General features: G+C 67.5%; 17 protein-coding genes. 3 read left to right on the plus strand and 14 right to left on the minus strand.

Going from position 1 to position 14,244, the window contains the following annotated elements; all coding sequences use genetic code 11:
• Positions 1-117: 117 nt before the first annotated feature.
• Positions 118-252 (plus strand): hypothetical protein, encoded by a 135-nt coding sequence (locus tag ACFWBU_RS02740; RefSeq protein WP_277351054.1) that lies wholly within the window; start codon positions 118-120, stop codon positions 250-252.
• On the plus strand, positions 249-1,427 hold the full coding sequence (locus tag ACFWBU_RS02745; RefSeq protein WP_296549742.1) for a YeiH family protein: 1,179 nt from the start codon (positions 249-251) through the stop codon (positions 1,425-1,427). The genes ACFWBU_RS02740 and ACFWBU_RS02745 overlap by 4 nt, the downstream gene beginning before the upstream one ends.
• Positions 1,428-1,479: 52 nt before the next feature.
• Here the strand turns inward: ACFWBU_RS02745 and hisI are convergent, their stop codons facing one another.
• The 7 genes from hisI to ACFWBU_RS02780 form a co-directional block, all read right to left on the minus strand.
• The gene (hisI, locus tag ACFWBU_RS02750) at positions 1,480-1,839 is read right to left on the minus strand and encodes a phosphoribosyl-AMP cyclohydrolase (protein ID WP_169620074.1); all 360 of its coding nucleotides are present in this window, start codon (positions 1,837-1,839) and stop codon (positions 1,480-1,482) included.
• Positions 1,836-2,609 carry an imidazole glycerol phosphate synthase subunit HisF gene (gene hisF / locus ACFWBU_RS02755; protein WP_169620075.1) on the minus strand — a complete coding sequence of 258 codons (774 nt, stop codon included), beginning with the start codon at positions 2,607-2,609 and terminating at the stop codon, positions 1,836-1,838. Before hisF ends, hisI begins: the two co-directional genes overlap by 4 nt.
• Positions 2,606-3,430, minus strand: a complete 825-nt coding sequence (locus ACFWBU_RS02760; protein ID WP_169620076.1) for an inositol monophosphatase — start codon at positions 3,428-3,430, stop codon at positions 2,606-2,608. Before ACFWBU_RS02760 ends, hisF begins: the two co-directional genes overlap by 4 nt.
• A gap of 4 nt (positions 3,431-3,434) precedes the next feature.
• Positions 3,435-4,169, minus strand: a complete 735-nt coding sequence (priA, locus tag ACFWBU_RS02765; RefSeq protein WP_169620077.1) for a bifunctional 1-(5-phosphoribosyl)-5-((5-phosphoribosylamino)methylideneamino)imidazole-4-carboxamide isomerase/phosphoribosylanthranilate isomerase PriA — start codon at positions 4,167-4,169, stop codon at positions 3,435-3,437.
• Between the two features lie 68 nt (positions 4,170-4,237).
• Positions 4,238-4,981, minus strand: a complete 744-nt coding sequence (locus ACFWBU_RS02770) for an SDR family NAD(P)-dependent oxidoreductase (RefSeq protein ID WP_169652935.1) — start codon at positions 4,979-4,981, stop codon at positions 4,238-4,240.
• 187 nt (positions 4,982-5,168) lie between these two features.
• On the minus strand, positions 5,169-6,059 hold the full coding sequence (locus ACFWBU_RS02775; RefSeq protein WP_378527406.1) for an alpha/beta fold hydrolase: 891 nt from the start codon (positions 6,057-6,059) through the stop codon (positions 5,169-5,171).
• Positions 6,056-6,667: a TetR/AcrR family transcriptional regulator gene (locus ACFWBU_RS02780; RefSeq protein WP_296549746.1), complete on the minus strand. Its 612-nt coding sequence runs from the start codon at positions 6,665-6,667 to the stop codon at positions 6,056-6,058. Before ACFWBU_RS02780 ends, ACFWBU_RS02775 begins: the two co-directional genes overlap by 4 nt.
• Before the next feature lie 444 nt (positions 6,668-7,111).
• Between ACFWBU_RS02780 and ACFWBU_RS02785 the strand changes: the two genes are divergently transcribed.
• Positions 7,112-8,689: an ABC transporter substrate-binding protein gene (locus ACFWBU_RS02785; RefSeq protein ID WP_378527408.1), complete on the plus strand. Its 1,578-nt coding sequence runs from the start codon at positions 7,112-7,114 to the stop codon at positions 8,687-8,689.
• Between the two features lie 5 nt (positions 8,690-8,694).
• On the opposite strand, the gene ACFWBU_RS02790 is transcribed toward ACFWBU_RS02785, so the two are convergent.
• Genes ACFWBU_RS02790 through hisD form a run of 7 tightly spaced genes read right to left on the minus strand, consistent with a single transcriptional unit; the run spans position 8,695 to position 14,065 of the window.
• The gene (locus ACFWBU_RS02790) at positions 8,695-8,940 is read right to left on the minus strand and encodes a hypothetical protein (protein WP_378527409.1); all 246 of its coding nucleotides are present in this window, start codon (positions 8,938-8,940) and stop codon (positions 8,695-8,697) included.
• Positions 8,937-9,572, minus strand: coding sequence for an imidazole glycerol phosphate synthase subunit HisH (gene hisH, locus ACFWBU_RS02795; protein WP_169620083.1), 636 nt, complete (start codon positions 9,570-9,572; stop codon positions 8,937-8,939). Before hisH ends, ACFWBU_RS02790 begins: the two co-directional genes overlap by 4 nt.
• A 53-nt stretch (positions 9,573-9,625) precedes the next feature.
• On the minus strand, positions 9,626-10,822 hold the full coding sequence (locus ACFWBU_RS02800; protein ID WP_378527411.1) for an MFS transporter: 1,197 nt from the start codon (positions 10,820-10,822) through the stop codon (positions 9,626-9,628).
• 1 nt (position 10,823) lies between these two features.
• A complete protein-coding gene (locus tag ACFWBU_RS02805; protein WP_169620084.1) occupies positions 10,824-10,979 on the minus strand; it encodes a hypothetical protein in 156 nt (51 codons plus the stop codon).
• Between the two features lie 4 nt (positions 10,980-10,983).
• Positions 10,984-11,616 carry an imidazoleglycerol-phosphate dehydratase HisB gene (gene hisB, locus ACFWBU_RS02810; protein WP_378527412.1) on the minus strand — a complete coding sequence of 211 codons (633 nt, stop codon included), beginning with the start codon at positions 11,614-11,616 and terminating at the stop codon, positions 10,984-10,986.
• Positions 11,613-12,746 (minus strand): histidinol-phosphate transaminase, encoded by a 1,134-nt coding sequence (locus ACFWBU_RS02815; RefSeq protein ID WP_378527414.1) that lies wholly within the window; start codon positions 12,744-12,746, stop codon positions 11,613-11,615. Before ACFWBU_RS02815 ends, hisB begins: the two co-directional genes overlap by 4 nt.
• A complete protein-coding gene (hisD, locus tag ACFWBU_RS02820) occupies positions 12,743-14,065 on the minus strand; it encodes a histidinol dehydrogenase (protein WP_169652938.1) in 1,323 nt (440 codons plus the stop codon). The genes ACFWBU_RS02815 and hisD overlap by 4 nt, the downstream gene beginning before the upstream one ends.
• Positions 14,066-14,244 lie beyond the last annotated feature (179 nt).

Consider the following 14,244-nt stretch of genomic DNA (forward strand, 5'->3'; position numbering starts at 1 on the left):
GGGTCGTTCGGGACGATGAACGACGTTGTGCAGCACATGACGGCCGATTAGTCACTGGTTCTATTCGGGCCGACCGTAATTCGTGACGTGACGCCACCACGTTGGTTGGCTGCCTTCATGACAGACGAACCTCAGCGTGTGGATGCCGCGCGCACCACGTTGCTCAACGAGGACTGGGCCGCAGTCGTCGCGGGCCTGATCCTCATCGCCGCCGTGTTGCTCGGCGTGATTCCGTCGGGGCTGGTCCCGTGAAGACGCGAGATAGCGACGAGCGGAACGCCGCCGTCGAGACCGAGAGCGCGCCCCGGGCAGACGGTGCAACGAAGGTCGAGGCGGCACCCGCACGGCGTTCCTCCGCTCCTGCGTGGGCCGCGGCGGGCGTAGCCGTCGTCATCGTGCTGGGTGGCCTCACCAGATTCCTCGAGCAGAACGTCCCGGACTGGGCCGAGGGAGGACCCTTCGAGCGGGTGGCGGGAGCGATCGAGTTCCCCGTCTACGCGATCGCGATCGGCCTGCTCGGGAATCTCGTCCTGACCCGCACGGGTGTGCGCGACAAGCTTTCCGGTGGTTTCCGTACCGAGTTCTTCATCAAGACCGGGCTGGTTCTGCTCGGCGCATCCATCAACCTGACCGTGCTCGCGACGGCAGCCGGGCCGGCGATCCTGCAAGGTCTGCTGCTGATCACCGCCGTGTTCTCGTTCAGCTGGTGGTTCGGCGGGAAACTCGGACTGGACGAGAAGCTGCGGGCGCTGCTGTCCGCCGCAGTATCGATCTGTGGGGTGAGCGCCGCCATCGCCGCGGCCGGGGCCGTGCAGGCCAAGCGGGAACAGCTCGCGTACGCCGCGTCGCTGGTGATCGTGTTCGCGTTGCCCTCGATCTTCCTGTTGCCCTGGCTCGCCGGTGTCTTCGGACTGTCCGATGTCGTCGCCGGAGCCTGGATCGGCGGCAACATCGACACCACCGCCGCCGTCGCGGCGTCCGGCGCGATCCTCGGCGACGACGCCCTGCAGATCGCCACGATCGTCAAGACGACCCAGAACGCCCTCATCGGTTTCGTGGCGGTGGGCTTGACGGCCTATTTCGCGCTGAAGGTGGAGCGTCGTCCCGGCTCGGCACGGCCGAGCATCGGTGACTTCTGGGAGCGCTTCCCGAAATTCGTGCTCGGCTTCATCGCCGCGTCGATCATCGGCACGCTGTGGGTGAAATTCGTCGACGACGGCAAGGCCGATATCTCCACCATCAACGACCTGCGGACGTGGTTCCTGATCTTCGCGTTCGTCTCTATCGGCCTGGAGTTCTCCGCGAAGGGACTGCGCGACGCGGGATGGCGCCCGGTAGTGGTGTTCGGATCGGCGACGGTCGTCAATATCGTCGTAGCGCTCGGTCTCGCAACGGTGTTGTTCGGCAACTTCGAACTGCCGCAGTGAGCGATCGCCCCGCACCTCGGCGCGGGGCGATCTCGTGTTCACCGTGTCGTGATCAGCCGGGCTGTTCCGCCCCCAGCAGTACGTCGGTGTCGAAGCACGTGTGGGTGCCGGTGTGGCACGCCGCCCCGACCTGGTCCACGACGAGCAGCACGGTGTCGCCGTCGCAGTCCAGCCGCACCTCGTGCACGTACTGCGTGTGCCCGGAGGTCTCTCCCTTCACCCAGTACTGCTGCCGTGACCGCGAGTAGTACGTGGCCTTGCGGGTCGCGAGTGTTCGGGCCAGTGCCTCGTCGTCCATCCAGGCCATCATGAGCACGTCGCCGGTCGACTTCTCCTGGACGACCGCGGCGAAGAGTCCGTCGTCGTTGCGCTTGAGTCGTGCGGCGATCTCCGGGTTCAGGATGTCGCTCATCGGACGATGATCCCTTCCGCGCGCATCGCGTCCTTGACCTGGCCGATGGTGAGCTCACGGAAGTGGAAGACGCTGGCGGCGAGCACCGCGTCGGCGCCGGCGTGGACGGCAGGCGCGAAGTGTTCGACGGCTCCGGCACCGCCCGAGGCGATCACCGGAACGTCGACGGTCTCGCGGACCGACGCAATCATCTTCAGATCGAATCCGGCCTTCGTGCCGTCGGCGTCCATCGAGTTGAGGAGGATCTCCCCGACACCCAGTTCGGCGCCGCGGCGCGCCCACTCCACCGCGTCGATCCCGGTGCCCCGGCGACCTCCGTGGGTCGTGACTTCCCAACCCGACGGTGTGGGCTGCTGATCGGCGGGGACGGTGCGGGCGTCGACCGACAGCACGATGCACTGCGACCCGAAGCGCTCGGACATCTCCCTCAGCACCTCGGGACGCGCGATCGCCGCAGTGTTCACCGAGACCTTGTCGGCACCGGCGCGCAGTAGGCGGTCGACGTCCTCGACGGTGCGCACGCCGCCACCCACCGTGAGGGGAATGAATACCTGCTCCGCGGTGCGTGTGACCACGTCGAGCATCGTGCCGCGGTCTCCGCTCGAGGCGGTGACGTCGAGGAACGTGAGCTCGTCGGCGCCTTGAGCGTCGTAGAGCGCGGCGAGTTCGACAGGGTCGCCCGCGTCGCGCAGGTTCTCGAAATTGACACCCTTGACGACGCGTCCGGCGTCGACGTCGAGGCACGGGATGACCCGCACGGCCAGTGTCATGATCGATCTCCTTCGAAACGCGGATTCGTCGCGGATTGCACTATGTCCAGTATTTCACCGTGGATTCCGGGTGCGGCGGCGAGCACCGACCCCGAGCCGATGCGCCACGGCTTCCCGTGGAAATCGGTGGCGATCCCACCTGCCGCGCGCACGAGCGCGACACCGGCGGCGTTGTCCCAGGGATGGTGGCCGAAGACCACGGCACCGCCCAGCGAGCCCGCCGCGGTGTAGGCGAGGTCGACGCCGGTCGATCCGTGCATCCGCAGGCGCGAGACGCGCCGGCTCAACTCGGTGATCACCGCGAGCCGTTGCGTGCCCGGGACGCGGCCACGACTGTCGATGTCGAAACTGCCGACCCCGACCATCACGTCCTCGAGACGGCGCGGCTTCAATTTCTCGGCGATCTTCCCGTTGAACCACAGCGGGCCTTCGGCTACCGCAGAGAACCGCTGATCGGTCAGGGGTAGCCAGGTCAGTCCGATGACGGGAACCCCGTCCTGGACCAGAGCGAGCAGGATGCCCGCCATCGGCAGGCCCGCCGAATAGTTGACGGTGCCGTCGATCGGGTCGAGCAACCAGACGGTGCCCTCGCCGGCCGCCGGACCACCGAATTCCTCGCCGTGCACCGCGATTCCGGTGCGGTCGACGAGCTCGGCCGAAATCCGCCGTTCGAGTTCGAGATCGAGGTCGGTGGCGAAGTCGTTGGGTCCTTTGTCCACCGAACGCGGCGCGCCGTGCCCGGCGACGAAGCGCTCCGACACCTCGTCGAGCACATCACCCGCTATCGAGCGCAGACGGTCGAGATCGACGGATGCGGTCATGGGATCAACGGGACACGGCGTCGAGCGCCTCGGTCAGCGTGAACCGTCCTGCGTAGAGCGCCTTGCCGATGATCGCGCCTTCGACGCCCTCATCGACGAGCGTGGCGATGGCACGCAGATCGTCGACCGTCGAGACACCGCCCGACGCGACGACCGGTGCATCGGTCGCGGCGCACACCTCACGAAGCAGGTCGAGATTGGGTCCGGTCAGGGTGCCGTCCTTCGTCACGTCGGTGACGACGTAGCGCGAGCAGCCGTCGCGGTTGAGGCGCTCGAGCACCTCCCACATGTCTCCGCCGTCGGACACCCAGCCGCGTCCGCGCAGCCGCCACTCGCCGTCGATCAGCTTGACGTCGAGGCCGACGGCGATCCGGTCGCCGTACTCACCGATCGCGCGGGCACACCACTCGGGGTTCTCGATGGCGGCGGTACCGAGATTGACGCGTGCGCACCCGGTGGCGAGCGCCGCGGCCAACGTGGCGTCGTCGCGGATGCCACCGGAGAGTTCGACCTTCACATCGAGTTCGCCGACCACACCGGCGAGTAGTTCACGGTTGTCACCACGGCCGAAGGCGGCGTCGAGGTCGACGAGATGCACCCATTCGGCTCCGGCGTTCTGCCATTCGAGGGCGGCGTCGCGGGGAGATCCGTAACCGGTTTCGCTGCCTGCCTCTCCTTGTACGAGGCGAACTGCTTCACCGTTGGCAACGTCGACTGCAGGCAAAAGGACCAGGCTCACTGTCCCTACATTAGTGCCTGCGCGACGGACGCCACCACGCGCCTTCGACGGGAGGCCGCCCGCTGCGGTCACCGCAGTTTGATGGTGCCGCCGTCGACCATCAGGGTCTGCCCTGTCATATAGGCGGCGTCCCTGCTCGCAAGGAAAACGGCGACCCCGCCGATGTCCGCCTCCGGGTCGCCGAAGCGGCCCAGCGGTGTCTTCGCCAGCAAGGCCTTCTCGATGCCGGGATTCGCCTGGATGTACGCCTCGACGCCCTCCGTCAGCGCGAGCGGCGAGATGATGTTGACATTGATGTCGTCACCGGCCCACTCGTTGGCGGCGACACGGCTGATCGCGCGGATCGCTTCCTTGGCCGCCGCGTACGACCCCTGCGTCACCAGACCGTCGATACCGGCCCCGGAGGCGAAGTTGATCACCGATCCGCGCTGCGCGGCGAGTTGCGGATGTGCCGCTTTCATCAACCAGAACGTCGGATAGAAGCCCGTTCCGAAGGACAGGTCGAGCATCTCCTGGGTGGTCTCGAGCAGCGGTGCCTGCCGGGAGGCGTGTGCGTTGTTGACGAGAATGTCGAGTTGTCCGAACGCGTCCACCGCGGCCGCCACGATCGCGGCGGCGTTCTCCTCGACGGAAATGTCTGCCTTCATGAACTTGCCCGCGCCGCCGAGTTCCTCCTCGAGCGCCCGCCCGGCGTCGTCGTCGATGTCGACGAACAGCACTCGGGCACCTTCCTTGGTGAACGCCCGGACGATTCCCCGCCCGATTCCGCCTGCACCACCGGTCACCACGGCAACCTTGTCCGTCAGCCTCATGCGGTACTCCTCTGCATCGAGTCGATCACAGGCCCGTCGTGGATCGCGTGCTGCCGCGGCAGGCTCCAACACTTCCGACCGTACGCATCGAGACGCGTCGACCGCCGCAGTCTTCTGCTCTCCGAGACTGATGCCAGGTCCTGCCCGGCGAGCCCATTCGACGCCGACGACACGGGGCGGCTTGATGTCAGGGGCGGGCGCGGGCAGACAGGTCGCGGATGAAGCGTGCGATCTCGGCAGGCTTCTCTTCGGCCATGAAGTGCCCGGCCTGGATGGGCTCATAGGTCAGATCAGGTGCCCACGCCCGCCAGAGCGACGCGGCATCGAACCCCAACTGGGAGCCCCAATCCTGAGAGATGACTCCGACGGGCATGGTGAGCTGCTTGCCCACCTCGCGGTCGTCTCGGTCCATGTCCAGGTCGATACTCGCCGTGGCGCGGTAGTCGGCGACGATGGAATCCACGGCATTCACCGAGCTGTCGACGTAGTGCCGGCGGACCTCGAGCGGGAACGTCGAAGCATCGGTCTCCCAGGCGTCCAGGAACGAGCCGAAGAACTCGGGTCCGACGGCGCGGATCATCTTCTCGGGGAGACCCACGGGCTGCGCCATGAGATAGAGGTGCCAAGCGACTTTGGCGTCTACGCCCCGCAGGACGTCCCAGGTGTCCAAGGTGGGCAGTACGTCGAGGATCCCGAGAAACTGCACCGCGTCCGGGTGGTCGAGGCCTGCGCGAACACCGACGAGGGCGCCTCGGTCATGACCGACCAGCCCGAAGCGGTCGTGGCCGAGCGCCTCGGCGATCAACCGAATGTCTCGGGCCATGGTCCTCTTCGAGTAGGTTTCCGGGCCCCGCTCTGCCGGCTTACCGCTCTCGCCGTACCCACGCAGGTCGGGGACGATGACGGTGTACTGCGCAGTGAATTCGCGTGCGACGTGACGCCACATGTAATGCGTCTGAGGAAACCCGTGGAGGAGGACGATCGCGGGACCGTCGCCGGCGACGGCGACGTTGAGGTCGACTCCTTCGGCGCCGTGTAGCGTCTTGTATCGGAATCCGTCGATAGTCAAGCGGGTCATGATGTTTCCTTCTCAATGATGTCGGTCGGTTGGGCGGCAGGATGGCCCGAGAAGATTCCTGCGGGTAGTGAATGCCTCGCGGACGGTGTGGCACGGAGTGCGGGGATCAGAACGGTGTCGACGAGGGACTCGAGATAGCGGTCGTCGATCTCGAGTCCGTTGAGTCGGCGAAGCAGGATGACAGCGCCGGCGACTTCCTCGAACGGGAACGGATCGATGCCCGGAGGCAGTTCCCCACGATCGACCGCGGCCTGGATGACGGTCTGCGGTAGCCGCGACCCGGTCGGGCCCACCGATCGTTCGATTTGCTCGCACAGTTCCGGGTCCTCGAGACCTGCTTGGAGCAGCAGCATTGCGGTCTGCCCGTCTGCAGAGCGCATGGACTGCACGAGGCGGCGACCCAAGGCGAGAAGGTCACCGCGCAGGCTTCCGGTGTCGACCTCGTCGGGCCCGTCGCGGCGTGCGGGACCCGCTTTCAGGGCGGCAACCACCATGTCCCTCTTGGACTTCCACCGTCGGTAGAGAGTGGCCTTGGATGCGCCCGCCCGGCGGGCGACCTCTTCGAAGGTGACACCCTCGTACCCGACCTCAGAAAGCAGCGAGTTCACGGCCGTGAGGATCTCGGTCTCTCGTTGATCATCACGAGGGCGCCCACGACGAGCGCTCGGCCGAGTCTCGTCGAACTGATCCTGATTTGTATACGACACGTTTCGTATCGTAACAGCTACTCCAGCCGGCGGTTCTCGTGCCCTCTCGCCGAGCGAGCGTCGAGCCCAGGAGTGAGGGGCAAGCGAACGGATAGCCCAAAGTGCCCGGGTCCTCGACTGCGGAGCGGCATCGAGCCAATTTCGGCACAGAGCCAACGAGTTGAGCGATTCCCATCGAGCAAGCTCCCGCCGACCTCTTCCCACCGACCCCCGCGTGAGGTAGACAGAACTACGTTCCGCTCACATGAGAACGTTGTTTTACTCTGCCGATAGGAAGGTTCTTTTCGGCGGGAGCTCTGAGCGGAACGCTGCAACTTCCGGCCCACCATCCGATACGAGGCACCGATGCTCCGACGACGACGCTCCGTCACTTCGACACTCGCCGCGCTGTGTGTCGCGGCCCTCGCGCTCACCGCATGCAGCAGCGGCGACACCTCGGCTGCATCCGCGCCCGGGACGCCCGTCGGCGACCCGGTCTCCGGTGGCACGTTGCAGGCGATCCAGATCCGCGAGCCGGTCAGCCTCGATCCCGTCGCGCTTCCGAATGTGTGGACCAACTCCGGACTGCTCGGCAACGCGTTGTACGGCACCTTGATGACCAACGACGTCGACACCCTGGAGATCGAGTACTCGATGGCCACGGACTTCTCTACCGACGACGGGGGCCGCACGTTCGTCCTGAAACTCCGGCCCGGGCTGACCTTTACGGACGGCACCGCCCTGGACGCGGCCGCCGTCGCGTACAACTGGGATCGCCTGCGCGACCCGGCCAACGGATCGGAGTCGATCCGGCAAGCCGCGCAGATCGCGGGCACCGAGGTCGTCGACGCCGAAACACTGAAGGTCACGATGGTCGCCCCCAGCCCGGTGTTCGCCTCGTCGCTGGTGCTGTCCGGACTCAACTGGATCGCCTCCCCCACCGCACTGGCGAAGGGCCGGCAGGCGTTCGACGAGAATCCGGTCGGCGCCGGGCCGTTCACCCTCACCAAGTGGGCTCGGCAGGACGTGCTCGAACTGACCCGTAACCCGGGCTACTGGGACGCGCCGCGACCGTACCTGGACGGCATCACGCTGCGCCCGGTGCCCGACGCGAACCAGCGTCTCAACGCGCTCACCTCCGGCAGCGCCCAACTGGCGTCGGAAAGCAGTTGGTCGAACCTGAGCAAGGCGGAAAGCGCGGGACTGTCCACCTCGGTGGTGCCGCTCGGTGGCGGTCAGTACCTCGCGATGAACACCCGTCGGAGCCCGTTCGACGACGCCCGTGCCCGACGCGCGGTCTCCCTCGCGCTCGACCTGGAGGCGATCAACACCGCGGTGTTCGAGGGCACCGGCACCGTCCCCCGGACCCTCTTCCCCGAGACCTCGCCGTTCTTCGAAGACATCACACTGTCGAATTCCGACGACGCCGAAGCACAACGCCTGTTCGACGAACTGGCAGCCGACGGCACTCCGGTGAAGTTCACGTTCCTCGCGTACTCCCTCGTCGAGATCAAATCGGTCGCGGAAGTCGTCCAGGCACAGCTCGCAGCGTTCGACAACGTCGAGATCGCCGTCGAGATCATGGATTTCACCGCAGCGCAGGCCAGGGTCGCCGCCCGCGACTTCGACATGACGATCGCTGCCGCCGTCGTCCAGGACCCGGACTCGTCACTGTGGACGTCGTTTCACGCTCGCTCCCAGGGCAACCCGACGGGTATCGATGACCCTGAGCTCAACGACGCGCTCGACGCCGGACGGATCGGCACGACGGTCGAGGAGCGCAAGGCCGCTTACGACGTGGCACAGCAACGTCTGGTCGATCTGGCTCCGGGAGTGTTCTACGTCCACTCGGCGCCTTCGGTCGTCTCGGGCCCGGAGGTGCAGGGTGTACGGATGTACGGGATGGGATCCGCGATGCTCGACGCAGTGTGGCTCAGCGAGTAGCGCGGCTACCGCTTCTGCCCGCCGCGTCCGAAGGCGCGGCGGGTGGTGCGAACCGACACGAATCCCATCGCTGCGATAGCGCCCACGACACCGAGGAGCGCGATCGGGAGGCTCAGTCCCGGACTCGGCTTCAGCACCACGATGACCACGGTGACGAGCGCGAGCACCGCTGCTGCGGATCCGAGCGAGGACAGGGCGAGCCGGGCCAGCGAGAAGTTCGCACCCGGCTCGTCGTCCCCGCCGCGTGTCACAACGAGTTCACCCAGTTCCTCAGCAACTGCGCCCCGGCATCCCCGGACTTTTCGGGGTGGAACTGCGTTGCCGACAACGGACCGTTCTCGACGGCCGCGAGGAAGCGGCTTCCGTGCTCGGCCCAGGTCAGCTTCGGCGGGGCGAGCCGCTCCGGATCGGGCAGTTCCCATTTCTGCGCCGCGTACGAGTGCACGAAGTAGAAGCGGGTGTCGGGGTCCATGCCGGCGAACAGCACCGAATCTGCGGGGGCCTCGACGGTGTTCCACCCCATGTGCGGCAGCACCGGTGCGTCGAGGCGCTCCACGGTTCCCGGCCACTCGCCGCATCCCTCGGTCTCGATGCCGTGCTCGATGCCGTCTTCGAAGAGGATCTGCATACCGACGCAGATGCCGAGCACCGGGCGACCGCCCGCGAGGCGAGTACCGATGATTTTCTCGCCACCGACGCTGCGAAGGCCGCGCATGCACGCGTCGAATGCCCCGACGCCGGGCACGACCAGTCCGTCGGCGGCGAGCGCAACCTTGTGGTCGGAGGTGACCTCCACGTCCACGCCGGTACGGGCGATCGCCCGCGTCGCGGAGTGCAGATTGCCGGAGCCGTAGTCGAGGACGGCGACCTTGGTTGTGCTCATGGAGTCGATTCTATGCGGCGGCACGAACAGCACTGTGCGGTGGCAGGTGCTGTCTAGTCCGCGCCGGGACGTTCGGCGACCTGTTGCACCCCGGGACGCTCCGAGGGACCGGCGAGCCGAGCCAGGAGCGGGAGGACCGGGACGAGCACCGCAGCAACGGTGAACGCGGTGGGATAACCGGAGGCTGCCGCGATCGCGCCGAGCGCGAAGGAACCTGCTCCGGTGCCGGCGTCGAATCCGATGTTCCAGGCGGCGCTGGCCGAGCCGATGTGTTCGGAGCCCGCACGACGGAACGCGATGAGCAGCGCCTCGTTCTGCACGACGCCGAACCCGAGTCCGAAGCACACCGCCGCCCCGATGAGAGCCACGGCGCCGGCCCGGCCGTCCGCGACGAGCGCGAACGGCACCATCGCGAGCGCGGCGAGGCCGAGCCCGACGGGAAGCATCCGGCCCGCACCGATCCGGTCCGCGACCGCGCCGGCACCGAACCGGCCCACCAGCGTCGAACCGCTCAGCACGGCCAGCGCCGCCGCCACCGGGAGGTCGGCCACGGCGATGGCGAGCAGCGATGTCAGACCGCCGTACGCGATCGCGCCGGCGCCCACCGCCACGGTCGGGAGCAGTAGCAACACGAACGGCATCCGTGCCGGGCGCGGACCCGTGCGCGCTTCGAGGCGCGGCAGACGCGCCGCGGCGATCAGTCCCGCCGACGACAGGACGGCGCCCAGCACGAACACCGGTGTGGTCGAGAATCGTTCGGCCAGTGCGAGCCCCGTGGGCAGTCCGATCATCTGCGACGCGGCGATCGCGATACCGAGCATGCCGGTGGCGCGGCCGAGCAGACGGGCGGGTGCGAGTTCACCGACCAGCGCAGCGGAGGCCACGGTGATCATTCCGAAGCCGATCCCCCGTATCGCCGAAATTCCCAGCGCGGCGGCAGGCTCCATAGACACGAGGAACAGCAGCGACGGCGGACCGAGGAACAAGCAGCCCGCGACGAGGGTCGCGCGATGACCGAATCTGCGGAGCAGCGCGGGCATCGCGATCTGGGTGAGCACCGTGGTGAACATGAACACCGCGGTGACCGAGCCCGCGACGGTGTCGCTGCCGCCCTCTTGCGCGATCGCCCAGGGCACCACGGGCAGTAACAGCGAGAAACCCGCGAATGCTGCCGCGGATGTCGACCACGCCGCGACGAGTCCCCGGACTCCGAACAATTTCGGGTTGTCCGTCACATCGGATTCGGCCACGTCAGATCAACCGGAGGACACCGGCGATCGCTGCCAGCAGTCCGAGGGCGAAGAGGATACCCGCGAAGAGGGTGTTGCGGGCTTTCCACATCGACCACGTGCCGCCCGCGAGGATTCCGGCGGCAATGAAGCACAGGTAGGTCAGTACGACATCCATACCGTCAGAGCATTCCCTTGGTGGACGGCACGCCGGTGACGCGCGGATCGGGTTCGACCGCTTCACGCAGCGCGCGTGCGACTGCCTTGAACTCGGCCTCGGTGATGTGGTGCGGGTCGCGCCCGTACAGCACGCGCACATGCAATGCGATCCGCGCGTGGAACGCGAACGATTCGAAGACGTGCTTGTTGATCACGGTGGCATAGGGCACGCCCGGGTAGCCACCGATCACCGAGTGCACCAGGTAATCCGGTTCGCCGGTGTGGACGAAGTACGGACGTCCCGACACGTCGACCGACGCGTGGGCGAGCGTTTCGTCCATCGGGATGAACGAGTCGCCGAAGCGCCGGATGCCGCGCTTGTCGCCGATGGCCTGGTGGAACGCCTGCCCGAGAACGATCGCGGTGTCTTCGACGGTGTGGTGCGCGTCGATCTCGACATCACCCTTCGCATGCACGGTGAGGTCGAAGCTGCCGTGCTGGCCGAGCGCCGTGAGCATGTGGTCGTAGAACGGGATGCCCGTGGAGATGTCGGTGCGGCCGGTGCCGTCGAGGTTCAACTCGACGGTGATGGACGATTCCCGCGTAGTGCGCTCGACCCGGGCGGTGCGATCGTTCGTGGTGATGGGGTCGCTCATCGGGTTGCCTCGATTTCCGTAGCGGCGAGTTTCTCACTGACCCGCAGCAACTCGTCGTTCTCGTGTGCCAGGCCGATCGTGGTGCGCAGATATCCGGGGATGCCGACGTCCCGGATCAGGACACCTTCGTCGAGGTAATGCTGCCAGGTGGTGGCCGAATCGGCGAAACGGCCGAAGAGGATGAAGTTGGCGTCGGACGGGATGACGTCGTATCCGAATCCGGCGAGTTCGGCTGCGACGCGGTCGCGCTCGGCGGACAGTTCCGCGACGGAGCCGAGGGTGTCGTCGGCGTGACGCAGTGCGGCGCGCGCTGCGGCCTGGGTGATCACCGACAGGTGGTACGGCAACCGGACCAGCAGCAGCGCGTCGATCATCGCGGGCGCGGCGGCCAGGTAACCGAGACGGCCACCGGCGAAAGCGAATGCCTTGCTCATGGTGCGCGAGACGACGACCTTGGCCGGATACTCGTCGATCAGGGCGACTGCGCTGGGCGCGCTCGAGAACTCCGCGTACGCCTCGTCGACGATCACGATGCCGGGAGCGGCGTCGAGGATCTCGCGGATCCCGTCGAGCGGGACGCTGTGCCCGGTCGGGTTGTTGGGGCTGGTGACGAACACCACGTCGGGACGCCGGTCGCGGATGGCAGCGACCGAAGACTCGATATCGAGAGTGAAGTCGGAGCGGCGGTACGCAGGCACCCACTCGGTCTGGGTGCCGTCCGCGATGATCGGGTGCATCGAGTACGACGGCACGAATCCCATCGCGGAGCGGCCCGGTCCACCGAACGCCTGCGAGAGCTGCTGCAGGACCTCGTTGGACCCGTTTGCAGCCCAGAGGTTTTCGACGCCGAGCGTGACACCGGTCTGCCGAGTGAGATACGCGGCGAGGTCGGCGCGCAGCGCGACGGCGTCCCGGTCCGGGTACCGGTGCAGCTGTGTCGCGGCCTCGCGGACCGACTCGGCGACGTCGTCGACGAGGGCCTGCGTGGGCGGGTGCGGGTTCTCGTTGGTGTTGAGCTGCACGGGCACCGACAGCTGCGGTGCGCCGTACGGCGACTTGCCGCGCAGGTTCTCGCGAAGCGGCAGGTCCTCGAGCGTGATGCGCGAGCCGGGAATCGACGTGCCTGTCACCGGAGTGCCTCGAATCGCAGTCGCACTGCTTCGCCGTGTGCGGGCAGATCCTCGGCGTTCGCGAGGGTGATCACGTGACCGGCCACGTCTTTCAGTGCGGCTTCGGAGTATTCGACGACGTGGATGCCGCGCAGGAAGGTCTGCACACTCAGTCCGGACTGGTGCCGCGCGCAACCCGCCGTAGGCAGGACGTGATTCGAGCCGGCGCAGTAGTCGCCGAGGGAGACCGGCGCCCACGGGCCGACGAAGATCGCTCCCGCCGCGCGGACCCGCGCGGCGACAGCGGACGCGTTCTCCGTCTGGATCTCGAGGTGCTCGGCCGCGTAGGCGTTGACCACTGCCAGGCCCTGATCGATGTCGTCGACCAGCACGATGCCCGACTGGCTTCCGGACAGTGCGGTGGCGACCCGTTCGCGGTGCTTGGTCAGCTCGAGTTGCGCGGCGAGCGCGGCATCGACGGCGTCGGCGAGCTCGGGGCTGGTGGTCACCAGGACGGAGGCGGCCATGACGTCGTGCTCGGCCTGGCTGACCAGATCGGCGGCGACGTGCACGGCGTCGGCTGTGTGGTCGGCGAGGATCGCGATCTCGGTGGGGCCGGCTTCGGCGTCGATGCCGACCACCGAGCGGCACAGCCGTTTGGCGGCCGTGACGTAGATGTTGCCGGGGCCGGTGATCATGTCGACCGGGGCGAGTTCGCCGCCGTCGGTGTCGGTGCCGCCGTAGGACAGCAGGGCCACGCCCTGCGCGCCGCCGACCGCCCACACCTCGTCGACGCCGAGCAGCGCGGCAGCAGCGAGGATGGTCGGGTGCGGGAGACCGCCGAAGTTCTTCTGCGGCGGCGAGGCGATGACGAGGGACTCGACTTCCGCGGCCTGCGCGGGCACGACGTTCATCACCACCGACGAGGGGTACACGGCGTTGCCGCCGGGCACGTACAGGCCGACACGGTCGACCGGCACCCAGCGTTCGGTGACGGTGCCGCCGGGGACGACCTCGGTGACGGTGTCGGTGCGACGCTGCTCGGCGTGGACCTTGCGGGTCCGTTCGATGGCGACCTCGAGTGCGGCGCGCACAGCGGGGTCGAGTTCGGCGAGCGCGCGGTCGAGTTCGGCCTGCGGAACGCGCACCGAGGCGGGGCGCACGCCGTCGAACTTCTCGCAGTAGTCGAGGGCGGCGTCGGCGCCGCGCTCGCGGATGTCGTCGACGACGGGACGGACCTGATGGAGCACCGCGTCCACGTCCACTCCGCCGCGGGGCAGCGCGCCCCTCAGCTCCGCGGTGGTGGGTGTACGACCACGCAGGTCGGTGCGGGCAAGCATGAGGTGTCCTCTCTCGCAGAACAGGGATCGACCCCCATTATCCGCGATGAACCGGAGTGGTCTGTCATCCACTCCCCGTAGTGGGCGTTGTGTGCCCTCGTCGACCATAGACCGACGGCACGCCCGGCGAATCGGTCTCGAAGTGCCGCGGGTGCGTCGCAGGCCCTCTACCGTGCGAT

It is taken from the genome of Rhodococcus sp. NPDC060084, from assembly GCF_042730335.1.
Taxonomy (GTDB): Bacteria; Actinomycetota; Actinomycetes; order Mycobacteriales; family Mycobacteriaceae; genus Rhodococcus.

Excerpts from the sequence above, each read along its gene's own strand:
- ACFWBU_RS02770 (WP_169652935.1), bottom strand. The coding sequence starts at position 4,981 with ATGAGGCTGACGGACAAGGTTGCCGTGGTGACCGGTGGTGCAGGCGGA.
- ACFWBU_RS02785 (WP_378527408.1), top strand. The coding sequence starts at position 7,112 with ATGCTCCGACGACGACGCTCCGTCACTTCGACACTCGCCGCGCTGTGT.
- ACFWBU_RS02760 (WP_169620076.1), bottom strand. The coding sequence starts at position 3,430 with ATGACCGCATCCGTCGATCTCGACCGTCTGCGCTCGATAGCGGGTGAT.
- hisI (WP_169620074.1), bottom strand. The coding sequence starts at position 1,839 with ATGAGCGACATCCTGAACCCGGAGATCGCCGCACGACTCAAGCGCAAC.
- ACFWBU_RS02740 (WP_277351054.1), top strand. The coding sequence starts at position 118 with ATGACAGACGAACCTCAGCGTGTGGATGCCGCGCGCACCACGTTGCTC.
- ACFWBU_RS02805 (WP_169620084.1), bottom strand. The coding sequence starts at position 10,979 with ATGGATGTCGTACTGACCTACCTGTGCTTCATTGCCGCCGGAATCCTC.
- hisD (WP_169652938.1), bottom strand. The coding sequence starts at position 14,065 with ATGCTTGCCCGCACCGACCTGCGTGGTCGTACACCCACCACCGCGGAG.
- hisH (WP_169620083.1), bottom strand. The coding sequence starts at position 9,572 with ATGAGCACAACCAAGGTCGCCGTCCTCGACTACGGCTCCGGCAATCTG.
- hisB (WP_378527412.1), bottom strand. The coding sequence starts at position 11,616 with ATGAGCGACCCCATCACCACGAACGATCGCACCGCCCGGGTCGAGCGC.
- ACFWBU_RS02775 (WP_378527406.1), bottom strand. The coding sequence starts at position 6,059 with ATGACCCGCTTGACTATCGACGGATTCCGATACAAGACGCTACACGGC.
- hisF (WP_169620075.1), bottom strand. The coding sequence starts at position 2,609 with ATGACACTGGCCGTGCGGGTCATCCCGTGCCTCGACGTCGACGCCGGA.